Annotated in this window: 15 protein-coding genes; 12 read left to right on the top strand and 3 right to left on the bottom strand. The window is 71.1% G+C overall.

Annotation, left to right across the window (positions count from 1 at the left end; genetic code table 11):
- Window positions 1-67 precede the first annotated feature (67 nt).
- The 6 genes from K7640_RS00055 to K7640_RS00080 all read left to right on the top strand — a co-directional run bounded on the left by K7640_RS00055 (window position 68) and on the right by K7640_RS00080 (window position 5733).
- Entirely contained in the window at window positions 68-751 is a 684-nt protein-coding gene (locus K7640_RS00055; protein ID WP_255607686.1) for a winged helix-turn-helix domain-containing protein, read from the top strand.
- A 154-nt stretch (window positions 752-905) separates the two neighbouring features.
- Window positions 906-2045: a multiple monosaccharide ABC transporter substrate-binding protein gene (chvE, locus tag K7640_RS00060; RefSeq protein WP_222952559.1), complete on the top strand. Its 1140-nt coding sequence runs from the start codon at window positions 906-908 to the stop codon at window positions 2043-2045.
- Between the two features lie 93 nt (window positions 2046-2138).
- Complete coding sequence (gene mmsA / locus K7640_RS00065) at window positions 2139-3677, top strand: multiple monosaccharide ABC transporter ATP-binding protein (RefSeq protein WP_222952560.1); 1539 nt, start codon at window positions 2139-2141, stop codon at window positions 3675-3677.
- Complete coding sequence (gene mmsB, locus K7640_RS00070; protein ID WP_222952561.1) at window positions 3674-4924, top strand: multiple monosaccharide ABC transporter permease; 1251 nt, start codon at window positions 3674-3676, stop codon at window positions 4922-4924. The genes mmsA and mmsB overlap by 4 nt, the downstream gene beginning before the upstream one ends.
- Window positions 4925-5045: 121 nt before the next feature.
- Complete coding sequence (locus K7640_RS00075) at window positions 5046-5207, top strand: cadherin-like beta sandwich domain-containing protein (protein ID WP_222952562.1); 162 nt, start codon at window positions 5046-5048, stop codon at window positions 5205-5207.
- Between the two features lie 277 nt (window positions 5208-5484).
- Complete coding sequence (locus K7640_RS00080) at window positions 5485-5733, top strand: hypothetical protein (RefSeq protein WP_222952563.1); 249 nt, start codon at window positions 5485-5487, stop codon at window positions 5731-5733.
- On the opposite strand, the gene K7640_RS00085 is transcribed toward K7640_RS00080, so the two are convergent.
- Window positions 5709-8108, bottom strand: a complete 2400-nt coding sequence (locus tag K7640_RS00085) for a family 43 glycosylhydrolase (RefSeq protein ID WP_222952564.1) — start codon at window positions 8106-8108, stop codon at window positions 5709-5711. The two genes, K7640_RS00080 and K7640_RS00085, sit on opposite strands and share 25 nt — an antisense overlap.
- A gap of 881 nt (window positions 8109-8989) precedes the next feature.
- On the opposite strand from K7640_RS00085, the gene K7640_RS00090 reads away from it, so the two are divergent.
- Window positions 8990-11101 (top strand): PQQ-dependent sugar dehydrogenase, encoded by a 2112-nt coding sequence (locus K7640_RS00090; protein ID WP_255607687.1) that lies wholly within the window; start codon window positions 8990-8992, stop codon window positions 11099-11101.
- A gap of 17 nt (window positions 11102-11118) precedes the next feature.
- A complete protein-coding gene (locus K7640_RS00095) occupies window positions 11119-12069 on the top strand; it encodes a sugar phosphate isomerase/epimerase (protein WP_222952565.1) in 951 nt (316 codons plus the stop codon).
- A gap of 163 nt (window positions 12070-12232) precedes the next feature.
- Here K7640_RS00095 and K7640_RS00100 read toward each other — a convergent pair whose 3' ends face one another.
- A complete protein-coding gene (locus K7640_RS00100) occupies window positions 12233-13072 on the bottom strand; it encodes an alpha/beta fold hydrolase (protein ID WP_222952566.1) in 840 nt (279 codons plus the stop codon).
- Window positions 13069-13653, bottom strand: coding sequence for a TetR/AcrR family transcriptional regulator (locus K7640_RS00105; RefSeq protein ID WP_222952567.1), 585 nt, complete (start codon window positions 13651-13653; stop codon window positions 13069-13071). Before K7640_RS00105 ends, K7640_RS00100 begins: the two co-directional genes overlap by 4 nt.
- A 235-nt stretch (window positions 13654-13888) precedes the next feature.
- Between K7640_RS00105 and K7640_RS00110 the strand changes: the two genes are divergently transcribed.
- The 4 genes from K7640_RS00110 to K7640_RS00125 all read left to right on the top strand — a co-directional run bounded on the left by K7640_RS00110 (window position 13889) and on the right by K7640_RS00125 (window position 21272).
- The gene (locus K7640_RS00110) at window positions 13889-15727 is read left to right on the top strand and encodes a long-chain fatty acid--CoA ligase (protein ID WP_222952568.1); all 1839 of its coding nucleotides are present in this window, start codon (window positions 13889-13891) and stop codon (window positions 15725-15727) included.
- Between the two features lie 629 nt (window positions 15728-16356).
- Window positions 16357-19074, top strand: a complete 2718-nt coding sequence (locus tag K7640_RS00115; RefSeq protein ID WP_222952569.1) for an arabinofuranosidase catalytic domain-containing protein — start codon at window positions 16357-16359, stop codon at window positions 19072-19074.
- Between the two features lie 119 nt (window positions 19075-19193).
- Window positions 19194-19946 (top strand): N-acetyltransferase, encoded by a 753-nt coding sequence (locus K7640_RS00120; RefSeq protein WP_308042368.1) that lies wholly within the window; start codon window positions 19194-19196, stop codon window positions 19944-19946.
- Window positions 19947-20072: 126 nt separating this feature from the next.
- Window positions 20073-21272 carry a low temperature requirement protein A gene (locus tag K7640_RS00125; protein ID WP_222952570.1) on the top strand — a complete coding sequence of 400 codons (1200 nt, stop codon included), beginning with the start codon at window positions 20073-20075 and terminating at the stop codon, window positions 21270-21272.
- Window positions 21273-21377: the final 105 nt, after the last annotated feature.

Here is a 21377-nt window from a genome sequence, read left to right on the forward strand (position 1 = left end):
ACGCGATCGGCGAACCTCGTTGCCCCCGGGCGGCGAACGGGTCACGGCGACCGCCCGATTGGACACTATGATCGACATGAATGGCCGATCAAGGACGCTACGTCAGCAACTCGTCACCAAGGGTTGCCTGGATGTCAGCACGTCTGACAATTATCGTCACGGGCAGGCCGACGACGGGCAAATTTCGCCCGCCCAGCTCCGGGGGTGGCACCTGCTGACCGATCAGGACGATCCCGGCCCGGCCGGGGACGAGCCGCGCCCGCTGGTGATCGCGGTGACGGCGTCGCCGGCCGAGCGGATCGCGCTCGCCGAACGCCTCGCCGGCGTGGCGCCCCTGCTGCTGGTCGCGGACCTGGCGGAGCTGCGTCGGCTGATCGCCAGCGGGCCGCACCCCACCGACCCCCCGCCCTCGCCCGACCGCGCCGACGGCCGGGAGCCGGCCGGTCGCCTGCTGATCGACTCGCGCCGCCGCACCGCCCGGCACGGCGACCGCGAGGCGGACCTGACCCGGCTCGAACACGCCCTGCTGAGCTGCCTGGCCACCGAACCCGTGCGGGTGTGGAGCTATGCCGAGCTGCACCGGTCCGTCTGGCGGGCCGAGGGGCCGCGCCACCGGGCGGACGTGCAGTCCCTGGTGAAGCGACTGCGGCGCAAGCTGCACGGGCTCGGCACCGGCGTCACCATCGACGCCGAGCGCGGGGTCGGCTTCCGGCTGACCGAGCACGGGCCGCCCCGGGTCGGCGACGGATGACGCCGGGCCGGACCGCACCACCGCTGAACAGGGCGCCCCCCGCCGTTACAGGAGTGTTACGACCGGGAGTGCGTCGAGGTGTTGACGGCAATCTTGTTAGCGCTAACACTTCTCGATGCGCGGGAAGCACGAGTTCCACAGAGGGGAGAGCTAAGTGAACAGAAGGTTTTTGGCTGCTCTCGGCGGCGCCGTGCTGGCGCTCAGCCTGGCGGCGTGCAGCGGTGAGGGAGCGGGCGGCGGCTCCAGCACCGGCGACAAGAAGCCGTCCTCCCTCACCATCGCGGTGTCGATGCCGACGCAGACCTCGGAGCGGTGGATCGCCGACGGCAACGCGGTCAAGCAGAAGCTGCAGGCCAAGGGCTACAAGGTGGACCTGCAGTACGCCAACGACGACATCCCCACCCAGTCCCAGCAGGTGGATCAGATGATCACCCAGGGCGCCGACGTGCTGATCATCGCCGCGATCGACGGCACCGCGCTGAGCAGCCAGCTCCAGGCTGCCGCCGACGCGAAGATCCCGGTGATCTCCTACGACCGGCTGATCCGGGACAGCAAGAACGTCGACTTCTATGTCAGCTTCGACAACTACAAGGTCGGCGTCGCCCAGGGCACCGCCCTGCTCGTCGGGCTGGGCCTGCTCAACAAGGACGGCTCGAAGGGTTCGGCGAAGGGACCGTTCAACATCGAGCTGTTCGCCGGGTCGCTCGACGACAACAACACCCGCTACTTCTTCAACGGCGCCATGGACACGCTCAAGCCGTTCCTGACCGACGGCACGCTCGTGGTCAAGTCCCGGCAGACCAAGCTCGAACAGGTGGCCACCCTGCGCTGGCAGCAGGAGACCGCGCAGAAGCGGATGGAGGACCTGCTCACCTCCTCCTACAACGACGGCACGAAGGTCAACGGCGTCCTGTCCCCGTACGACGGGATCTCGCGGGGCATCATCACCGCCCTGCAGAACGCCGGCTACGGCCCGGCCGCCAACCCGCTGCCGCCGGTGACCGGCCAGGACGCGGAGATCGCGTCGGTGAAGCTGATCAACGACGGGGTGCAGAACTCGACGGTGTTCAAGGACACCCGCCTGCTGGCCGAGCAGGCGGTGACCGCCGCCGAGGCGTTCCTGCAGGACAAGGAGCCGACGGCGAACGACACCGAGACCTACGACAACGGGGTCAAGGTGGTGCCGTCGTACCTGCTGCCGGTGGAGACGGTCTACAAGGACAACATCAAGCAGGCCCTGATCGACTCCGGTTACTACACCGAGGCGCAGGTCGCCTCCGGTCAGGTCAAGTAACGCCGGGTGGGGCCCGGCGGTGGGCCACCACCGCCGGGCCCCACCACTTCCGTACGACGGGTACCGGGACCGAGACGACGAGGACTCGCAGCCATGGCCGACACGCTTCTCGAGATGCGCAGCATCACCAAGACCTTCCCGGGCGTGACCGCGCTGGAGGAGGTGTCGCTGACCGTCCGGCGCGGGGAGATCCACGCCATCTGCGGCGAGAACGGCGCGGGCAAGTCCACCCTGATGAAGGTGCTGTCCGGGGTCCACCCGACCGGCAGCTACGCCGGCGAGATCCTGTTCGACGGCAAGCCGGTGCGGTTCAACGGCATCCGGGACAGCGAGTCGGTCGGCATCGTGATCATCCACCAGGAGCTGGCGCTGGTGCCGTTCCTGTCGATCGCGGAGAACATCTTCCTCGGCAACGAGCGGCGCGGCGCCGGTGGCCTGATCGACTGGAACCGCGCCAACGCGGAGGCGGGCACGCTGCTGGCCTCCGTCGGCCTGAACGAGAACCCGGTCACGCCGGTCATCCAGCTCGGCGTCGGCAAGCAGCAACTGGTGGAGATCGCCAAGGCCCTGGCCAAGGACGTACGGCTGCTGATCCTCGACGAGCCGACCGCCGCCCTCAACGACATCGACTCGGCCCACCTGCTCGACCTGCTGCGCACGCTGCGCGAGCGGGGAATCACCTGCATCATGATCTCCCACAAGCTCAACGAGATCACCGCCATCGCCGACTCCACCACCGTGCTGCGCGACGGGCGCACCGTGGAGACGCTGGACATGCGCGACGGCCAGGTGACCCAGGACCGGATCATCCGCGGCATGGTCGGGCGCGACCTGACCAGCTTCTATCCCGACCGGGAGTCGGCACCGGGCGCCGAGGTGCTGCGCGTCGAGGACTGGACGGTGCGGCACCCCGTGCAGGACCGCAACGTGGTCGAGGGGGTGACGCTCCACGTCCGTGCCGGCGAGGTCGTCGGCATCGCCGGGTTGATGGGCGCCGGGCGCACCGAGCTGGCGATGAGCGTGTTCGGCCGCTCCTACGGCCGTGACGTCACCGGCCGGGTGTTCATGCACGGCCGGCAGGTCCGCACCCGCACGGTGGCCGAGGCGATCGCGAACCGCATCGCGTACGTCACCGAGGACCGCAAACGGTACGGCCTGAACGTGATCGCCGACGTCTGCCGCAACATCTCGGCGGCGGCGCTGGGCAAGCTGTCCCGGGCGGGCTGGGTCGACGGCAACGAGGAGATCAGCGTCGCCGAGCAGAGCCGGCGGAACATGAACATCAAGACGCCGAGCGTGATGTCGGTGGTGGGCAAGCTCTCCGGCGGCAACCAGCAGAAGGTCGTGCTGTCCAAGTGGCTGTTCACCGATCCGGACGTGCTGATCCTCGACGAGCCGACCCGGGGCATCGACGTCGGGGCGAAGTTCGAGATCTACACGATCATCAACCGGCTGGTCGCCGACGGCAAGGCCGTCATCCTCATCTCGTCCGAGCTGCCGGAGCTCATCGGCATGTGCGACCGCATCTACGCGCTCTCCGCCGGCCGCCTCACCGGTGAACTCGCGGTGTCCGACGCGACCCAGGAAAACCTCATGGCGCTCATGACGAAGGAGAAGGAGCCCGCCCGATGACCAGCACCAGGCCCGCCCCCGAGCCGGACACCGCGTCCTCGGCGAGCGCTCCGGCCGCCGCGTTGCACACCGGCACCAGCGACCCCCGTACGCTGATCATGCGCAACCTGCGGCAGAGCGGCATCTATGTCGCGTTCATCGTCATCGTGGCGCTGTTCGCGATCCTGACCGACGGGGTGTCGCTGAGCCCGGGCAACATCACGAACATCGTCCTTCAGTATTCGTACATCCTGGTCCTGGCCATCGGCATGGTCATCGTGATCATCGCCGGGCACATCGACCTGTCGGTGGGGTCGGTGGTCGCGCTCACCGGCGCGGTCTCCGCCGTGCTGGTGATCCAGCAGGGCCAGCCGTGGTGGGTCGGGGTGCTCGCCGCGCTGGCGGTCGGCGTGGCGGTGGGCGCCTGGCACGGCTTCTGGGTGGCCTACGTCGGCATGCCGGCCTTCATCGTCACCCTCGCCGGCATGCTGCTGTTCCGCGGCCTCACGCTGCAGGTGCTGGACAACATCTCGCTGTCGCCGTTCCCGGCGGAATACCAGCGGGTGGCCAACGGCTTCCTCAACGGCCTGCTCGGCGGCCAGGGCTTCGACGCCTTCACCCTGCTCATCGCGGCCCTGGCGGTGGCCGGTTACGCGGTCAGCGAGTTCCGTACCCGGGTCGCCCGGATCCGCTACCAGCAGCCGGTCGAGTCCTTCCCGCTGTTCGTCGCGCGGGTGGTGCTGGTCGGCGCGGTCATCATGTTCTTCGGCTGGCAGCTGGCCCACGCCCGCGGCCTGCCCATCGTGCTGATCATCCTGGCCGCACTGGTCATCGGCTACGGGCTGGTCACCCGGCGGACGGTCTTCGGGCGACAGGTCTACGCGATCGGCGGCAACCTGTCGGCCGCGATGCTGTCCGGGGTGAAGGTCCGTACGGTGAACTTCTGGATCTTCGTGAACATGGGCTTCCTCACCGGCGTCGCGGGGGTCATCTACTCCTCGCGGGCCAACGGGGCGCAGCCCGCCGCCGGCAACATGTTCGAACTCGACGCGATCGCGGCGGCCTTCATCGGCGGCGCGGCGGTCTCCGGCGGGGTGGGCACCGTCGTCGGCGCCATGGTCGGCGGGCTGATCATGGCCGTGATGAGCAACGGCATGCAACTGATGGGGGTCGACCAGTCCACCCAGTCCGTCATCAAGGGACTGGTGCTGCTGCTCGCCGTGGCGTTCGACATCTACAACAAGCGGCGGGCGGGTACCAGCCGCTGACGTCCGGGCCGGGCGCGGCGCCGGGCCGGGGTGGCCGGCCACCCCGACCTGCCCGAGCAAATGACGCCACCGGGCCGTGGAACCGCTTCACGCGGGCTCGGTGGTCCATTGTGCGCGCGCGATGTCAGGATCGCGCGAAAAATGCCTGCGCGTCGGCGACAAGGAACTCGCCGGCTTCTCCCCGACCGTCCTGCGCTACAACGCCCTGGTGCCGGCCGGCACGCAGACCGTGGCGACGGTGACGGCGGTCGCCAACGACCCCGCCGCCACGGTCCGGATCTAGCAGGCGGCCACCCCCACCGGGCAGGCGCAAGTCACCGTCACCAACGGCGAGGCGTCGTCCACCTACACGGTCGACCTGAACACCACCCTCACCGGCAGCGACGATTTCACCTCCGAGGAGCTGGGCCCGCAGTGGCGTTGGGTACGGCCGGACGCCAGCCGGTCGCGCCTCGCCGACGGGTCGCTCGTCATCACCGCCCAGCAGGGTGACCTGCAGGCCGGCGCGAACACGGCGCGCAACGTGGCGCTGCAGGACGGCGCCGATCAACAAGACCCGGGTGGTGGTCATCCGAGAGCAGAACGGCGCGATCTCCACCACGCAGATCACCGGCGCCGACGCGCAGCGGATCGTCGGCGTGGACGGCGCCATCTGGCTGCGGATGTCGCATAGCCGTTTCCCACCGAAGGAGAGCAGCGATGAGAGTTCGGTACGAGCCGGTTTCCTGTTCGTGAACGACGGTGGCGGCCCGGCGCTGCCGGGCCGCCACCGTCCCCGTACTGATCAGCCGCAGGCGCGAGCGTCGTAGGCGGCCCGGTACGAGGCCGTCACCGGCTCGCCGTCCACCGTGGCGGACGCCGTCACCGTCACCTCACCGGCCGGCACGCTCGCCGCGCCGGTGGGGAACGAGCGGAACTTCTCCTGCCCCGGCGGCACCGCCCCGAAGGGCCGGGTCCCGTACGCGGACTCGGCCGACGCCGACACGTGGATCGGCTCGTTGTTCGTCGCCCGCACCGTCACCATCACCTTCTCGCCGACGCACCGGGTGCCCGCCGTCACGGACAGGTCCAGCGCCGGCACGGCCTCGAACGCCCAGGAGTCGAGCTCGAAGAGGTCCTCGCCGGCCGGGCCGCGGTAGGTGAAGTAGACGTCGTGCACCCCGCTGACCCCGGTGAGATCGGCGCTCACCTCGGCCCACTCGCCGGTGGCGGTGTCGACCGGGACGGTGCCGACCACCGGGCCGGCCACGTCGTCCAGCCGCACCTCGATGGTCCCGCCGGCGGTGAGCGCGCGTACCTTGGCCGTCACGCTGCGGGCGCCCTTGCCGAAGTCGACCGACGACAGCGCCGTCCAGTCGCCGTCGTCGATGTCGCGTACCACCAGGTTTGGCACCGCGGTGCCGAACTCGGCGGAGGCGCCGTCGACCTTGCCGGTGGCGATGCCCTTGCTCCAGCCCACGGTCTCGGCCTCGAACACCCGGTAGGGGTTGAAGTCACGCACCTGGTCGACGCCGGCGTAGGTGCCGACGACCTGCTGGATCGTGCCGTCCTCGTTGAAGGCCAGCTCCTGGATGTGCGGGCTGCGGTAGCCCTGGGTGGTGTTGCCGTTGATCCGCTTGTTCAAGGTCGGGGCGTGGTACGTGAAGTAGTACTTACCCTCGAACTCGAACACCGACTGGTGGTTGTTGCCACCGGTGCCGGTGCCGAAGAACTGCGACTGGTTGGGGAAGAGGACCCCGGCGTAGGTCTCCTTCGGCCACGACATCGGGTCGTCGGAGATCAGGTAGCCGATCTGGCCGCCGCCGGGGTAGCCGGGCACGCGGGGCTGGTTGCCGCCGAAGTCGTTCCCGCCGAAGTGCGAGGAGTAGGAGAGGTAGTACTTGCCCTCGCGCTTGAACACCTGGGCGGCTTCGAAGGCCACCGGGGCGTCCACCACGGCCGCCGTACCCTGGGTCGACACCATGTCGTCGCCGAGCTTGATCGCCCGGATGTTCTTCGGGTTGTTGAAGCGCTCGACCGCCGGCATGCTCGTCGACGCGGGACCACCTCCGAAGTAGAGGTACGCCGCGCCGTCGGAGTCCACCAGCGGAGCCGGGTCGAACTTCCAGGCGACCGTCTCGGCGCCGGGAGTGCGGCCGTCGATCAGCGTGCTGGTGCGCTCGCTGGTCCACGGGCCGAGCGGTGACTTGCCCGTGATCACGTTGCTCGAGCCGCCACCGTTGGCGTAGTAGAGGAAGAACTTCTCCTCGCCGTTCACGACCTTCTTGGCCATGCCGGGCGCCCAGGAGTTGCCGGTGAACGGCGCGACGCCGTTCGGGCCGGCCACCTGGACCTCGCCGTGGTCGGTCCAGTTCACCAGGTCGGTGGAGGAGATCACGGTGATCTGGTTGATGTCGCCGTAGTTGATGCCCGGGGAGACGCCGGTGGCCGGGTTGGGGGCGTAGCCCTGGGTGTCGTTGGTCATGTAGAGGTAGACCCGGCCGTCGTGCACGAAGCCGAACCCGTCGGCGCCGAACTTGTGCCCGATGAGCGGGTTGTGCTCGCCCGGGAGCTTGCCGACGACCTCGATGGTCTTCGACACCACGTACTCCTGGAGGGTCACGTCGTCGACCTTGAAGTCCATCAGGTGGGTGTCCGGTGCGGTCGACGGGTTCGAGGTCCACGGCGTCTCGACGAAGATCCGCGCGGTGCTGACGGTCTGTCCGGCGGGGATCGTGAAGGTGCCCTGGATGAGCCCCCACTGGCCGCGGGGCACCGTCACGGTGCCGAGGTTGGTGTAGGTGGAGCCGCCGTAGTGCATGGTGACGAAGAACTGCTTGGTCGACGGGCTGTTCGGGTTCTCGTACTTGACCCGCGCGGTGACCAGGTAGGTCTTGCCGGCCTGCACCTTGCCGGAGAGGGTCTGCATCGGGCCGGACCCGGTGGTGGTCCGGTTGGTGACGAGCAGGGCCCCGGCGCCGGAGTAGGCGTCCGTCGTGGGTGACAGGGTGGCGCCGTCCGCGGCGTTGCCGTTGTTCGGGAACCAGCCGGCGAGCCCGTCCTCGAAGCCGCCGTTGACGATGAGATTCCCGCTGGCCGCCTGGACGGGAGCCGCCGCGACAGCGGCGGACCCCGCGACCAGGGTCAGGGCCGCCGCGACCGCGGCGAACCGTCGTCGGGTCGCGTGACGCAAGCGATGGTGCACGACACTTCCTCCTTGCTGGGTGAGGTGAACCGGGGTCGGTTCACTCGGTGCCCGAGGTCGGTTGCGGTGCGGCCCGGAGCGGATCGGGGTGCGCGATCGGGTCGGGTTGCGGCCCGGCTCGACCGGGACCGCGGGGCGGGTTCCGCCGCGCCCTGCGGTCGTCTCTCACGCGGGTCGCTGGCTCACCCGCTCGCCCGGGGAGATGGCTGTCCCGGTCATCGTGACCGGCGACGGCGTGTCGCGATCGGATCAGCGGCCGGCCGGGTGACCAGCGGATACGCCCGTCGATTGCCCACGACGTTCTCCCTTGTTAACGTTAACATCGCGCGGTGAGGTATTGAAACATTCATGACACGTGATCGTCAACGACGGGTGACCCCGCCCTCCGACTCGTCACCGGCGATCCCGTGCGGCACCGCCACCACCCCTTTTGGACCGACTCACCCCTGAGGCACCACCTTCGCAGCGCCCTATGGGGTTGGACGAGCGGGCCCACCAGGGGTTTTCCACACGATCGATCCCCCGACCGTCCGTCGACAGTGATCCGGCCGGGGTCGACCGAGATCCGGCCGGCCGATGGAAAGTGCACTCCTCGACGCAGACTTTCGTTGGTCGTTAAGAAAGTCTGGCCTTCTGCGCCGGAAGGTATGGACACATGGACACTAGTTTTATAGCGTCGCCCGGGTGGCGAGGTGTTTCGTCGAGGTTAATCGATCCACGCGGCTCCGTCATGCCGCGCTCGGTGCCGGCACCACAGTCGACGGAGCGCGGGCAACGCCGCCGGCCGTCGCCTCGCCACCCCACGGCACCTGAAGAGGAGGACCACAAGCCGTACGTCCCCGACCTGCCCCGCACCACCCCTCGAGAGAAACGAGAGGCAGTTGAAGAGACGACTCACGCTCGCCATGGCGGGCCTGATGACCACGGCGCTCGTCGCCACGCCCACCGTCTCGCAGGCCGCGCCCGGTGCGGCCGCCGCGCCGTCGGAGAGCGACTTCCAGAAGGTCACCCTCAACGACCACCCGGGCGAGCCGATGGACCTGGCCGTGCTGCCCGACCGCCGGGTGCTGCACGTGACCCGCGCGGGCGAGGTCTGGATGCACCACCCGGACAGCGGTCGCAACACTCTCGCCGCGACGCTCGACGTCTACCGGCACGACGAGGAGGGCCTGCAGAACGTCGCCATCGACCCAAACTTCGGCAAGGGCGGCAACAACTGGGTCTATCTCTACTATTCGCCGCCCGGGAACACCCCGGTCGACGACCCGTCCACCCCGGACGTCAACGAGGGTGACGCGCCGACCACCGGCACCGCCGCGGACTTCGCGAAGTTCAAGGGTGCCCTGCAGCTGTCCCGGTTCCGGCTGGTGAAGGACAAGCTCGACCTCTCCACCGAGCAGAAGATCATCGAGGTGCCGGTCGACCGGGGCATCTGCTGCCACGTCGGCGGCGACATCGTCTTCGACTCCAAGGGCAACCTGTACCTGTCCACCGGTGACGACACCAACCCGTTCGAGTCCGACGGCTACGCCCCGATCGACGAGCGGCCCGACCGCAACCCGGCGTTCGACGCGCAGCGCACCTCGGCCAACACCAACGACCTGCGCGGCAAGGTGCTGCGGATCAAGCCGGGCGCCAACGGCGGATACAGCATCCCGGCGGGCAACCTGTTCCGGCCCGGCACCGCGAAGACCCGTCCCGAGATCTACGTGATGGGGCTGCGCAACCCGTTCCGGATCGAGCTGAACCGCGCCAACGACGAGCTGTACATCGGTGACTACTCCCCCGACGCCGGCCAGCCGAACCCGCAGCGCGGGCCGGCGGGTCAGGGCCGGTGGATGGTGGTGCGCAAGCCGGCCAACTTCGGCTGGCCGTACTGCGTCACCCCGGACCAGCCGTACGTGGACTACGACTTCGCCACCCGCCAGTCGGGGGCGCCGTTCAACTGCGCGGCCCCGGTCAACGACTCGCCGCACAACACCGGCCTGCGGGAGCTGCCCCCGGTCGCGCAGCCCGACATCTGGTACGGCTACGGCCTGTCCCCGCAGTTCCCGGAGCTGGGCACCGGCGGCATCGGCCCGATGGCCGGGCCGGCGTACCAGTTCGACCACCGCACCACCCGGGGCCGCACCGCGATCGGTTGGCCGGCGTACTACGACGGCAAGCCGCTGTTCCACGAGTGGACCCGCGACTACGTCAAGGCCTTCACGCTGGACGCCAAGCGCAAGGTGACCCGGATCGAGTCGGTCCTGCCCTCGATCGTCTTCGACAACCCGATGGACCTGGAGTTCGGCCCGGACGGCGCGCTCTACGTCCTCGAGTACGGCGACGGCTACTTCAGCGAGAACCCCGAGGCGCAGCTGGCCCGCATCGACTACACCGGCTGGACCGGCAACCACACCCCGATCCCGCAGGTGTCGGCCGAGCCGACCAACGGCAACACGCCGCTGACCGTCACGTTCTCCAGCGCCGGCACCAGCGACCCCGACGGCGACCGGCTGAAGTACGCCTGGGACTTCGACAACGACGGCAAGGTCGACTCCCGCCAGCCGAACCCGACCTACACGTACACCAAGAACGGCCAGTTCGACGCCACCCTGAACGTGACCGACCAGGCCGGCCTGTCGGCCTCGGCGTCGGTGCAGGTCGTGGTCGGCAACACCGCCCCGGTGGTGGAGCTGGTCAAGCCGGCCGAGGGGCAGACCTTCCGCTTCGGTGACGCCGTCCAGTTCGAGGTGCGGGTGACCGACGACCAGCCGGTGGACTGCGCCCGGGTCACCGTCACCTACATCCTCGGCCACGACGAGCACGGTCACCCGCAGACCACCGCCAGTGGTTGCTCCGGCACCATCCAGACCACCCTGCCGGGCGGTCACGACCCGGAGAACGACAACCTGACCGGCGTGTTCGTCGCCTCCTACACCGACCCGGGCGGTGACGGCCTGCCGGCCCTGAGCGGCTCGGACCAGGTCGTCCTGGTGCCGGTCGCATAGTTTCCGAAGGAGTCAGCATGTGTTACGGATTCGACGGGGACGCCGCGCTGCGGCGGTCCGTCACGGACCGGCGGAGCCTGCTGCGCGGCTCGCTCGCCGCGGTCGCCGGCCTCGGGCTCGCGGCCTCGGGGGTGGGCGCGACGGCGGCGACCGCCGGCGGCCAGCACGGCCACGGCCGGCGGCCCGTCCCGCCGGGCAAGATCAGCATCCAGCTCTGGACGATGCGTGACGCCCTGCAGGGCTCGCCGGGGTACGACGCCACGCTCAAGCAGCTGGCCCGGATCGGCTACCCGAGGGTGGAACTGGCCCTCGGCTACTTCGGACGCACCGCGGCCGAGCTGCGCCGGTTCCTGGACCAGATCGGGATCAAGGCCAGCTCCAGCCACGACGGCATCAGCGAGAACGCCGACGCGCTGCGGCAGAAGATCCAGAACGCGGTCACCCTCGGCCAGTCGTACCTGGTGGTGCCGTACCTGTACTCGGAAAACGCCGACGACTGGAAGCGCTGGGCGCAGCAGATGAACGTCGAGGCCGCCGCGGCGGCCCGGGCGGGGCTGCGCTACGGCTACCACAACCACGCCCACGAGTTCACCATCGACCTGGGCGGCGGCAAGCGGCCCTGGGACATCCTGACCGCGGAGCTCGACCCCCGGCTCGTACACCTGGAGGTCGACATCTACTGGGCGGTCACCGGCGGCATCAACTCCGGTGACGGGGTGGCCGACCCGGAGGGCTTCACGCTGGACGTCATCCGCCGGGCTCCGCAGCGGGTCCTGCAGTACCACGTGAAGGACCGGAGTGCCGTCGACGGCGACATGGCCGACCTGGGCACCGGGACGATCGACTTCGCGCGCATCTTCCGGGGCCACCAGGTGCAGGAGTACATCGTGGAGAACGACACGCCGGACGTGACGCCGCAGCAGACCGCCGAGATCGGCTACCGCTACCTGCGCCGGCTGCGGTTCTGACCGGCTGACGGGCCTCCGGGGCCGGCGGCGTTCCGCGGCTGTCGACCCCGGTGACCCGGCGAGGCGCCAACGGTGGCGGTCGGAGAGCTTCTCTCCGACCGCCACCGGCGCGTACCGGTCCGGGCGTCGCGGGTGCCGGGCGGTGTGGTGAGCCCCGGGGCGGCTACGCCGACACCTCGGCGAAGAACTGGCGCAGGGTGTCCGCGACCAGCGCGGGTGCCGTCGCGGTCACGAAGTGGGACTGTCCCGGCCAGCTGACGTTCCGCGCCCGGGGGATGGCGTTCGCGAGGGCATCCATCGTGCTGGGCATCGGCTCCCAGGTGTCGGCACCCCGCATCAGCAGGGTCGGCACCGTGATCGAGGACCAGCGGGCGAGGTCCGTGTCGTCCTGGGCGAGCGCTTCGAGATCGTGCAGCCAGCCGAGCGCCGCGCGCCGGGCCTCGACCGGGTCGGGCGTCCGGTCACCTGCCGCGGCGGCGAACGCGGCCACGATCTCCGCCGGAACCCGCGTCACGTCGTTCAGCACCGCGGCCATCGCCCGGTCGTCGTCCCGCTCGAAGGCGGCGCGGTAGCGATCGAGCAGCGCTGCGATCCTCGGCCCGGCCGCGAAGAGCGGGGGCTCGAAGACGGCCAGGGACCGGAGGTCGCGCGGCTCCGCCGCCGCGGTGTGCAACGCCAGGGTCGCGCCGTAGGAAGCGCCGACCAGATGCACGGGCAGGCCCGCGGACTCCGACGCCGCCCGGAGGACCGCGGTCAGGTCGGCCGTCTCCTCCTGGAAGGACTTGATCCCCGACGGGACGTCGCTGGGGCCGTAGCCGCGCCGGGCCGGCAGCCACACCTCGTAGCGCGGGCCGAGCCGGTCGGCGACCGTGGCCCAGGAGTGCAGGCCGCCTCCCGAGCCGTGCACCAGGACCACGGGGTCGCCGGAACCCGTGCGCCGGACCACCAGGCGGGTGCCGTCGGCCGACCGGACGTGCTGATCGCGGGGCTGGTGACTGTTCACTCCTGCTTCCCTCTCCCGTTCGGCCAGTGCCGCAGCGCGGTGTGCAGCGCGTCGACGATGCTTGCCCATGAGGCGTCGACATCGCGGGGATGCCCGAATCCATCCACGGTTTCCAGACTCGCGAAGCCGTGGACGGTGCTGCGCACGAGCCGCACGGCATCGGTCAGATCCGGTTCCTCGAGCCCGTACCCGCGCAGCATCGCGTAGCTCAGCTCGATGATCCGCAGATGTCCCGTCGAGCTCCGGCCCACCTTTGGCGGGAGCTGTAGTTGAGTCGCGGCGTACTGCCCGGGGTGCGCCAGCGCGAATTCCCGCCAGGCGGTGGCGAACCCGCGCAGCGCCGGCCCGCCGGCGCGACCGGCCACGGCGAGCGCGAGCTGGTCGGCGAACGCCGCTGCCGCCCGGACGGCGACCTGTTCGACCAACGCGTCGCGACTGCGGACGTGCGCGTACAGGGCGGCGTCGGAGACGCCGAACCGCCGCGCGACTGCCGCGACGGTCAGGCGCGACAACCCGACCGCGTCCGCCAGCTCGGCCGCGGCAGCCGAGACGCGCTCACTCGTCAAACCCTGTCGTGGCATACCGAACCTTCGGGGCACTAATTTTAAACTTAGGGTCCCTAAGCTAGCAGCGGTGGGCCACGGCCGCCAGCCGTCACCGGCCGGCACGGCACTCTTCGACGGGCACTTTTTCACGTTTGCCCAGTTCACCGGCGGGCAATCGCGGGGCTGAGCAGCCGGTGGGGACCGCCGGCCGGGCGGTTGCCCGGTCCGCGGTCCGGCCGGGTCGCGCGGGAGGGCCAGGGAGCGTACGGGCATGCGGCGAAGCGGCACGACGACCAGGCCGGCGGCCACCCCCGTCGAATCGGCGGGGCTGGCCGACCGGGTGTGGGACAACGCCCACCGCTACCCGGACGCGGTGCAGTTCCTGCGGCCGGACGCCGACCCCGGGTCGTGGCCGGTCCCCCGTTCGGCGGCCGAAGGGGCGGCCGAGGTGACCTGCCGGCAGTTCCGCGACGACGTGGCGGCCCTGGCGCGCGGCTTCACCGCCGCCGGGGTGGAGCCGGGAACCCGGGTGGGATTGATGAGCCGCACCCGGTACGAGTGGACGCTCGTCGACTACGCGTTGTGGGCGATCGGGGCGGTGACCGTCCCGGTGTACGACTCGGCCAGCGCCGATCAGGTGCGCTGGATGCTTGCCGACTCCGGCGCGGTGGGCTGCGTGGTGGAGACGGCGGAGCACGCCGCGCTGCTGGCCGGGCTCCGCGACGGGTTGCCCGAGCTGGGCCACGTGTGGCGGATCGACTCCGGGGACCTGATCGGGCTGGCCGAGCGGGGCCGCACCGTCGACGAGGCGGTGGTGCGGGCGCGCCGGGCCGCGGTGTCCGGCGGCGACCTGGCCACGATCGTCTACACCAGCGGGACGACCGGCCGGCCGAAGGGCTGCGTCCTGACGCACCGCAACATCGACCTCGACGTCGGCAACGCGGTCGCGGTGCTGCCGGAACTGTTCAACGAGGGCGCCTCGACGGTGCTGTTCCTGCCGCTGGCGCACGCGTTCGCCCGGATGGTGCAGGTCGGCATGGTGCGCACCAGGGCGACCATGGTGCACAGCGCCGGCATGGGTGGCGTGCGCGACCAGCTGCGCCGCTACCGGCCGACGTTCATCCTGGCGGTGCCGCGGGTGTTCGAGCGGGTGTACAACTCGGCCCGGCAGAAGGCCGACGCCGGGCACCAGGGCTGGCTGTTCACCGCCGCCGAGTGGACCGCGGTGCGCTACAGCCGGGCGCTGGACACCGCGTCCGGGCCGGGCCCCCTGATGCGGCTGGCCCGGCGGGTGGCCGACCTGCTGGTCTACCGGAAGCTGCGGGCGGCGCTGGGCGGGCGGTGCCGGATCGCGATCGTCGGCGGCGCCCCGCTCGGTGAGCGGCTCGGGCACTTCTTCCGCGGGGCGGGCGTCACCGCGCTGGAGGGCTACGGGTTGACCGAGACCTCGCCGGCCCTGGCGGTGAACCGGCTCTCGGCCATGCGGATCGGCACGGTCGGGCTGCCGCTGCCCGGGGTGGAGCTGGCGATCGCCGACAGCGGCGAGGTGCTGGCCCGCGGCGACGTGGTGTTCCCGGGCTACTGGAACGATCCGGCGGCCACCGCCGAGACCTTCACCGCCGACGGCTGGTTCCGCACCGGCGACCTGGGCAGCCTCGACGACGACGGCTTCCTGCGCCTCACCGGCCGGACGAAGGAGATCATGGTGACCGCGGCGGGCAAGAACGTCGCCCCCGCGCCCATCGAGGACCGGGTACGCGCGCACCCGCTGGTCAGCCAGTGCATGCTCGTGGGCGACGGCCGGCCGTACCTCGCCGCCCTGATCACGATCGATCCGGCGGCCTGGTCCCGGTGGCAGGCCGCGCACGGACGGCCGGACGCCTCGGTGGCGCAGTCGCGCGACGATCCGGCGCTGCGCGGGGAGATCCAGGCGGCGCTGGACCACGCGAACGCGGCGGTGTCGCACGCCGAGGCGATCAAGACGTTCCGCATCCTGCCCGACGACTTCACCGAGGCCGACGGGGAGCTGACCCCCACCTTGAAGATCAAACGAGACGTGGTGCAGCGACGCCGCGCCGCCGAGATCGAAGCCCTCTACCGGGGGCACTGAGCGCAGGTGAACGCGACGGCCTCCGGCCGCCAGCGCCGGGCAGGAGCGCGGCGACGGTCCACCGTGACGTCGATTCGGCCGGTCACCTCGATTGACACTGATGCGTCCGCGATGTTTCAATGCCTTAGCCGACAAATGTTTACGTTAACATTGCCGTAGATCCCGACCGGCGCCGCTTACCGCCCCCGCTCCGCCAGGTTGCTTCACCTCCGCGCGTGGACGCTTGACGGGATGATCTGATCGGTATGGGTTAGCGCTAACATGCCGGCGGCCGGCACCTGCGCCGAGGAGAGTGATTCTCGATGCGCCATCGCCCGTACCCATCTCTGCCAGCACGGCGGCCGGGACCGAGCTCGCCCCGGGGACCGCCCCGACGAAGCACCGCACCCTCGACGGCGTCCATTCCGTACGTCGGCACCGGCGGCTTCGGTGCCGGACCCTCGCCACCTCCTGAACCGACGACACGAGTTGGTGAGCGGCTGTGCCGCGGGCGCAGCCGCCACCGAGCCGTGGGCGGCTGCCGGCCAGCCGTGTCCGGCGCACACCTTCGCGGATGAGCGCCACCGTGCCCGCCACCGGGCGTCCCGGCTCCACAGTCGACCCGCACCGACCCACAGGAGCTGACCACCATGTCTCGTCCCCCCAGACCGTCTGCTCGCGGACGCACCCTCGCCGCTCGTGCCCTGCTCGCGCTCACCCTGGTCGGCGCCACCTTGACGGTGGCGCCACCGGCACAGGCGACGAAGCCGCTCCCACCGCCGAGGCCGGCGGGCCCGTGTGACATCTACGCCGCCGGCGGCACCCCCTGCGTCGCCGCGCACAGCTCCACCCGCGCGCTGTCCTCGTCCTACGACGGCCCGCTCTACCAGGTCAGGCGTACGTCCGACAACGCCGTCAAGGACATCGGCCCGGTCGCACCCGTCGCCGTGCCGTTCCCGGACGCGGGCGGATACGCCGACGCGGCCGCCCAGGACGCCTTCTGCGCCGACACGCTGTGCCTGATCACCGTCATCTACGACCAGTCCGGCAAGGGCAACCACCTGTACCAGGCCCCTCCGGGCACCTTCCGCGGTCCGGACGTCGGCGGGTACAACACCCTCTCGATCGCGGACATGGCACCGATCACGGTCGGCGGGCACCCGGCGTACGGCGTCTACATCATGCCGGGCATGGGGTACCGCAACAACGACGCCGCGCACCTGGCCAAGGCCGACGAGCCGGAGGGCATCTACATGGTGTTCGACGGCACGCACTACGACAGCGGCTGCTGCTACAACTACGGCAACACCTCGACGAACAGCCGGGCGGTGGGCACCGGCACGATGGAGACGGTGTACTTCGGCACCGCCACCGCCTGGGGGCGGGGCACCGGCCCCGGCCCGTGGATCATGTCGGACATGGAGGCGGGCCTGTTCACCGGGTACAACGCGCGGCAGAACGACGGCGCGCCGACCATCGACTCGTGGCGGTTCGTGACGGGCGTCGTGAACGGCGGTGGCGGCAACCAGTGGGACCTGCGCGGCGGCAACGCGCAGGAGGGGCCGCTGAGCACCTACTACAGCGGCATCCGGCCCGGCTCGCTCACCAACAGCAGCTACTTCCCGATGAACCGCAGGGGCGGCATCCAGCTCGGCAACGGCGGCGACAACGGCAACGGTTCGGCCGGCACCTTCTACGAGGGCGTGATGACCACCGGCTACCCGGACGATGCCACCATCGACGCCGTCCAGGCCAACATCGTGGCCGCGAAGTACGACGTACGGCGGCTGGGCCTGTCCCGGGCCACGACGTTCACTCCCGGCTCGACCCAGGACGTCACCGAGACGTTCACCAACACCACCGGGTCGACCGCGGTGGGGGTCAAGGTGAGCCTGTCCGCGCCGGCGGGGTGGTCCGCCGTGGTGGCGGGCACCGACGACACGTCGGTGACCTTCGACGATCCGGTGCCGCCGGGCCAGAGCGTGAGCGTGACCTTCACGGTCACCTCGGCCGCGACGACCGGCGCCGGCTACCTGACCGGCACGGCCGAGTGGACGAACCCGACGCGCGGTGGCCGGAAGTCGACGACCACCTCGCAGGCCGTGCGCAACGTCCTGCCCGTCAGGGTCAACGAGGTCCGCTTCCGCACCAGCAGCAACGCGACCGACCAGTTCGTCGAGCTGTACAACGCCTCCGCCGACGAGGTCGACCTCTCGCACTGGACGCTGACGAACACCCCGAGCGGTTCGGCCCCGGTCACGCTGGCGACGATTCCCGCCGGCACGAAACTGGCCAGCGGCGCCCACTACCTGCTCGGCCTGTCCGCTTCGGGCCTGGCGGCGCCCGCCGGTTCGGGCACGACGACCGTCAACGTCCGGAGCACGGCCGGCTTCGCCCCCGGCCAGCAGATCGACATCGGCGCGGGCGCCGGCCGGGAGACCCGTACCGTCGTCGGGGTCGGATCGGCGGCCACCGCGGCGACCACGCTGTTCGTGCCCGTCACCCATGGCTCGATCACGGTTCCCGCCGGCTCGACCAACATCCCGGTCACCAACGCGGCCGGCTTCGCCGTCGGCCAGCGGATCGGGATCGACACGGGCGCCGGATACGAGCAGGCCACCGTCACCGCGGTCGGCAGGGCGGCCACGCAGACGACGCTGTCGGCGCCGGCCGCCGCGGGCGCGACCAACATCAAGGTCGCGGCCAACGCCAACCTGACCGTGGGTGACACGCTGACCGTGGACGCCGGCGAGTACAAGGAGACGGTCACGGTCGCGGCGGTCGGCACCACCGGCGCCAACGGCACCGGCGTCGACCTGGCCGCGCCGCTGCGGTTCGGCCACCGGTCGGCGGTCGACGTGGCCGGCCGCGGGACGGGCATCAGCTTCCAGCCGGCGACGAGCCGGCCGCACGCCAGCGGCGTGTCGGTGCAGGCGCTGGGCAGCGGCATCACCCTCGACCAGCCGTTGGCCAACGACCACCCCGCCGGCGCGGCGGTGGTCAACCCACTGGTCACGACGGCGGGCTACCAGGGCACGCCGGCGCCCGACCAGTGGTTCGGCGGCAGCCTCTCGGTCAGCGCCGGCTCCATCGCGCTGCGGGACGCCGGTGGCGCGGCGGTCGTCGACGCGATCGTCTACGGCTCCCAGCAGAGCAGCTCGAGTGGTAACGGCACCATCACCAGTCCCGAGCTCGCCGTCCTGGAGGCCGAGCAGGGCGGTGGGGGCTGCATCGCGGTGGTGGCCGGCGCGGCCGCCAACCCCGGCCGGAGCAACGCCCGCTGGCCGGACGGCGCCGACACCGACAGCCTCTGCCGGGACTTCGTCACCAGCACGGTGCCCACACCCGGGGCGGCCAACGCCAGATGAGGGATCGCTTCCGGTGCCCGTCGCGGGAGGGCGGGCACCGGAGGGCGGTGTCCGCCCTCCCCCGTGCCGGTCGGGAAATCCGGGTGCGCGTCGCGGCTCCGGGCCCTACGGTTCCCGCCGTGACGATCGACATCGCGAGCCTGGCCGAACGCCCCGACCTGGCACCGCTGCTCGACGAGGGCTTCGACGGGGCGTGGCCGGAGTTCATGCTCTGGGATCCGATGGGCGCCGTGTATTACGGCGTCGCCCAAGACCTCTACCCGGAGTTCGTGTTCGCCGCCGTCGACCCGGCCGACCCGGGTCGGGCCGTGGCCCGCGCCTACGCCGTGCCGCTGCGCTGGACCGAGGACGACCTACCCGACGGGGGCTGGGACCGGATGATCCAGCGGGCCACCCTCAACCGCCTCACCGGCACCACCCCCACCATCGTCTCCGCGCTGGAGATCTGCGTCCGGCCCGACCGGCGCGGCAGCGGGCTGTCCGCGCTGATGCTCGCCGCCATGCGCGAGGCCGTCGCGAAGTTGGGCTACGACACGCTGGTCGCGCCGGTGCGGCCCAGCGGCAAGCACGCCCGGCCCGACCTGCCGATGACCGAGTACGCGACGCGGGTCCGCGACGACGGGCTGCCGGTCGACCCGTGGCTGCGGGTGCACGTACGCGCCGGCGGCACCGTCGAACGCGTCGCCGGCCGGTCGATGACGATCAGCGGCAGCCTCGCCGACTGGCGTCGCTGGACCGGGTTGCCGTTCGACCGCAGCGGGCCGGTGCGCGTGCCGGGGGCGCTGGTGCCCGTGCACTGCGACGTCGCACACGACCACGCCGTCTACGTCGAGCCCAACGTGTGGGTGCGGCACCGGTTGCCGGTTTCCTGAGTCCCGCCCGGCCGACGGGTCACCAGGCGCCGCCCGGGTCCGGCGAACCGTCCCTCCGGTGGTCGCCCCCGGGTTCAAATGGCAGGCATGGGTGTCGGCGACGGGCCAGCCAGTTCCGGTCGAGGAATGGGGCTGCTGCGCGGGCGGGGTAGCGACCCGCAGGCCAGTTTCGTCGAGCTCTTCTTCGACCTGGTGGTGGTGTTCGCCCTCAATCGCCTGGTGACGACCACCGTGCGCGGGCTGCAGGGCGGCTCGCCCGGCCACCGGTGGACGACGATCGTGCAGGCGATGCTGCTCATCCTGCCGCTGGTCTGGGTCTGGACGATCACGGTGTACGGCACGGCCCGGTTCGACCCGCGCCGCGCCGGGGCACGGGGCGTCATCCTCGCCACCGCCCTCGGCGTCCTCCTGCTGGGTGCCGCCGCACCGCAGGCGTTCGACTCCACCTCGGTGGTCTTCGCCGGGCTCTACGTGGCGCTCCAGGCGGGGCGCGCCCTGGCGCTGAGCCTGGCCCTGCGCCGGCATCCGCTGCGGCAGCTGTTCCGGGGCGCCTTCGGCTGGTTCTGCGTCTCGGCGGTGCCCTGGCTGGCCGGCGCCTTCCTGCACGGATGGCCGCAGCTCGTGCTCTGGTCGAGCGCCGTCGCCATCGACTACGGGTCGGCGCGGTTCGGGTGGCCGCTGCCCGGGCTGGGGCGGGAACGGGTCACCGCGTGGGCCACGGCCGCCGAGCACCTGGCCCACCGGTACCGGCAGCTGTTGATGATCGCGCTGGGTGAGGGGATCCTCGCGGTCGGCATCGCGTTCACCAACGGGCCCGGCTTCGGCAGCCTGGCCGCCACGCTCGGCCTGCTGGTCGCCTTCCTCACCATCGTGCTGTTCTGGCAGCTCTACATCTACAAGGCGGGACTGTTCATCGGCACGGCGGTCGGGATGGCGCGGGACCCGGCCCGCCTCGGTCGGGTGGCCGCGACCGCCCACGTACTCATGATCATGGGGATCGTCGCCACCGCGACCGGTCAGGATCTGGTGCAGCACCGCAGCGGCGGTCAGACGTACCCGACGTGGCTCGCGGTGATGCTGGGCGGGCCGGCGGTGTTCCTCGGCGGCCGCGCGCTGCTGGAGTGGGTGGTCTACAGCCGGCTGTCGGTGCCCCGGCTGCTCGGCGCGGGGGCACTGCTGCTGCTGAGCGTGCCGCTGGCCCTCGCACCGCCGCTGGCGGTCGTCGCGGCGGTCCCGGTGGTGCTGATCGTGATCACCGTCGTCGACCTCCAGCGGGCCGCCGGGAAACCACCCGAGGCGCCCGCGCCGCCCGGACCACCCGCCTGATCAGGAATCGAGAAGCAGCGGGGAGGCCGCCCGGCCTAGCCTTCTCCCAGACCGCCGGCAGCCCGCCGGCGTTCCCGACGGGAGGGGAACCCGACAGTGACCGCG

Origin of the sequence: Micromonospora sp. PLK6-60 (assembly GCF_019890675.1) — a bacterium.
Taxonomy (GTDB): domain Bacteria; phylum Actinomycetota; class Actinomycetes; order Mycobacteriales; family Micromonosporaceae; genus Micromonospora.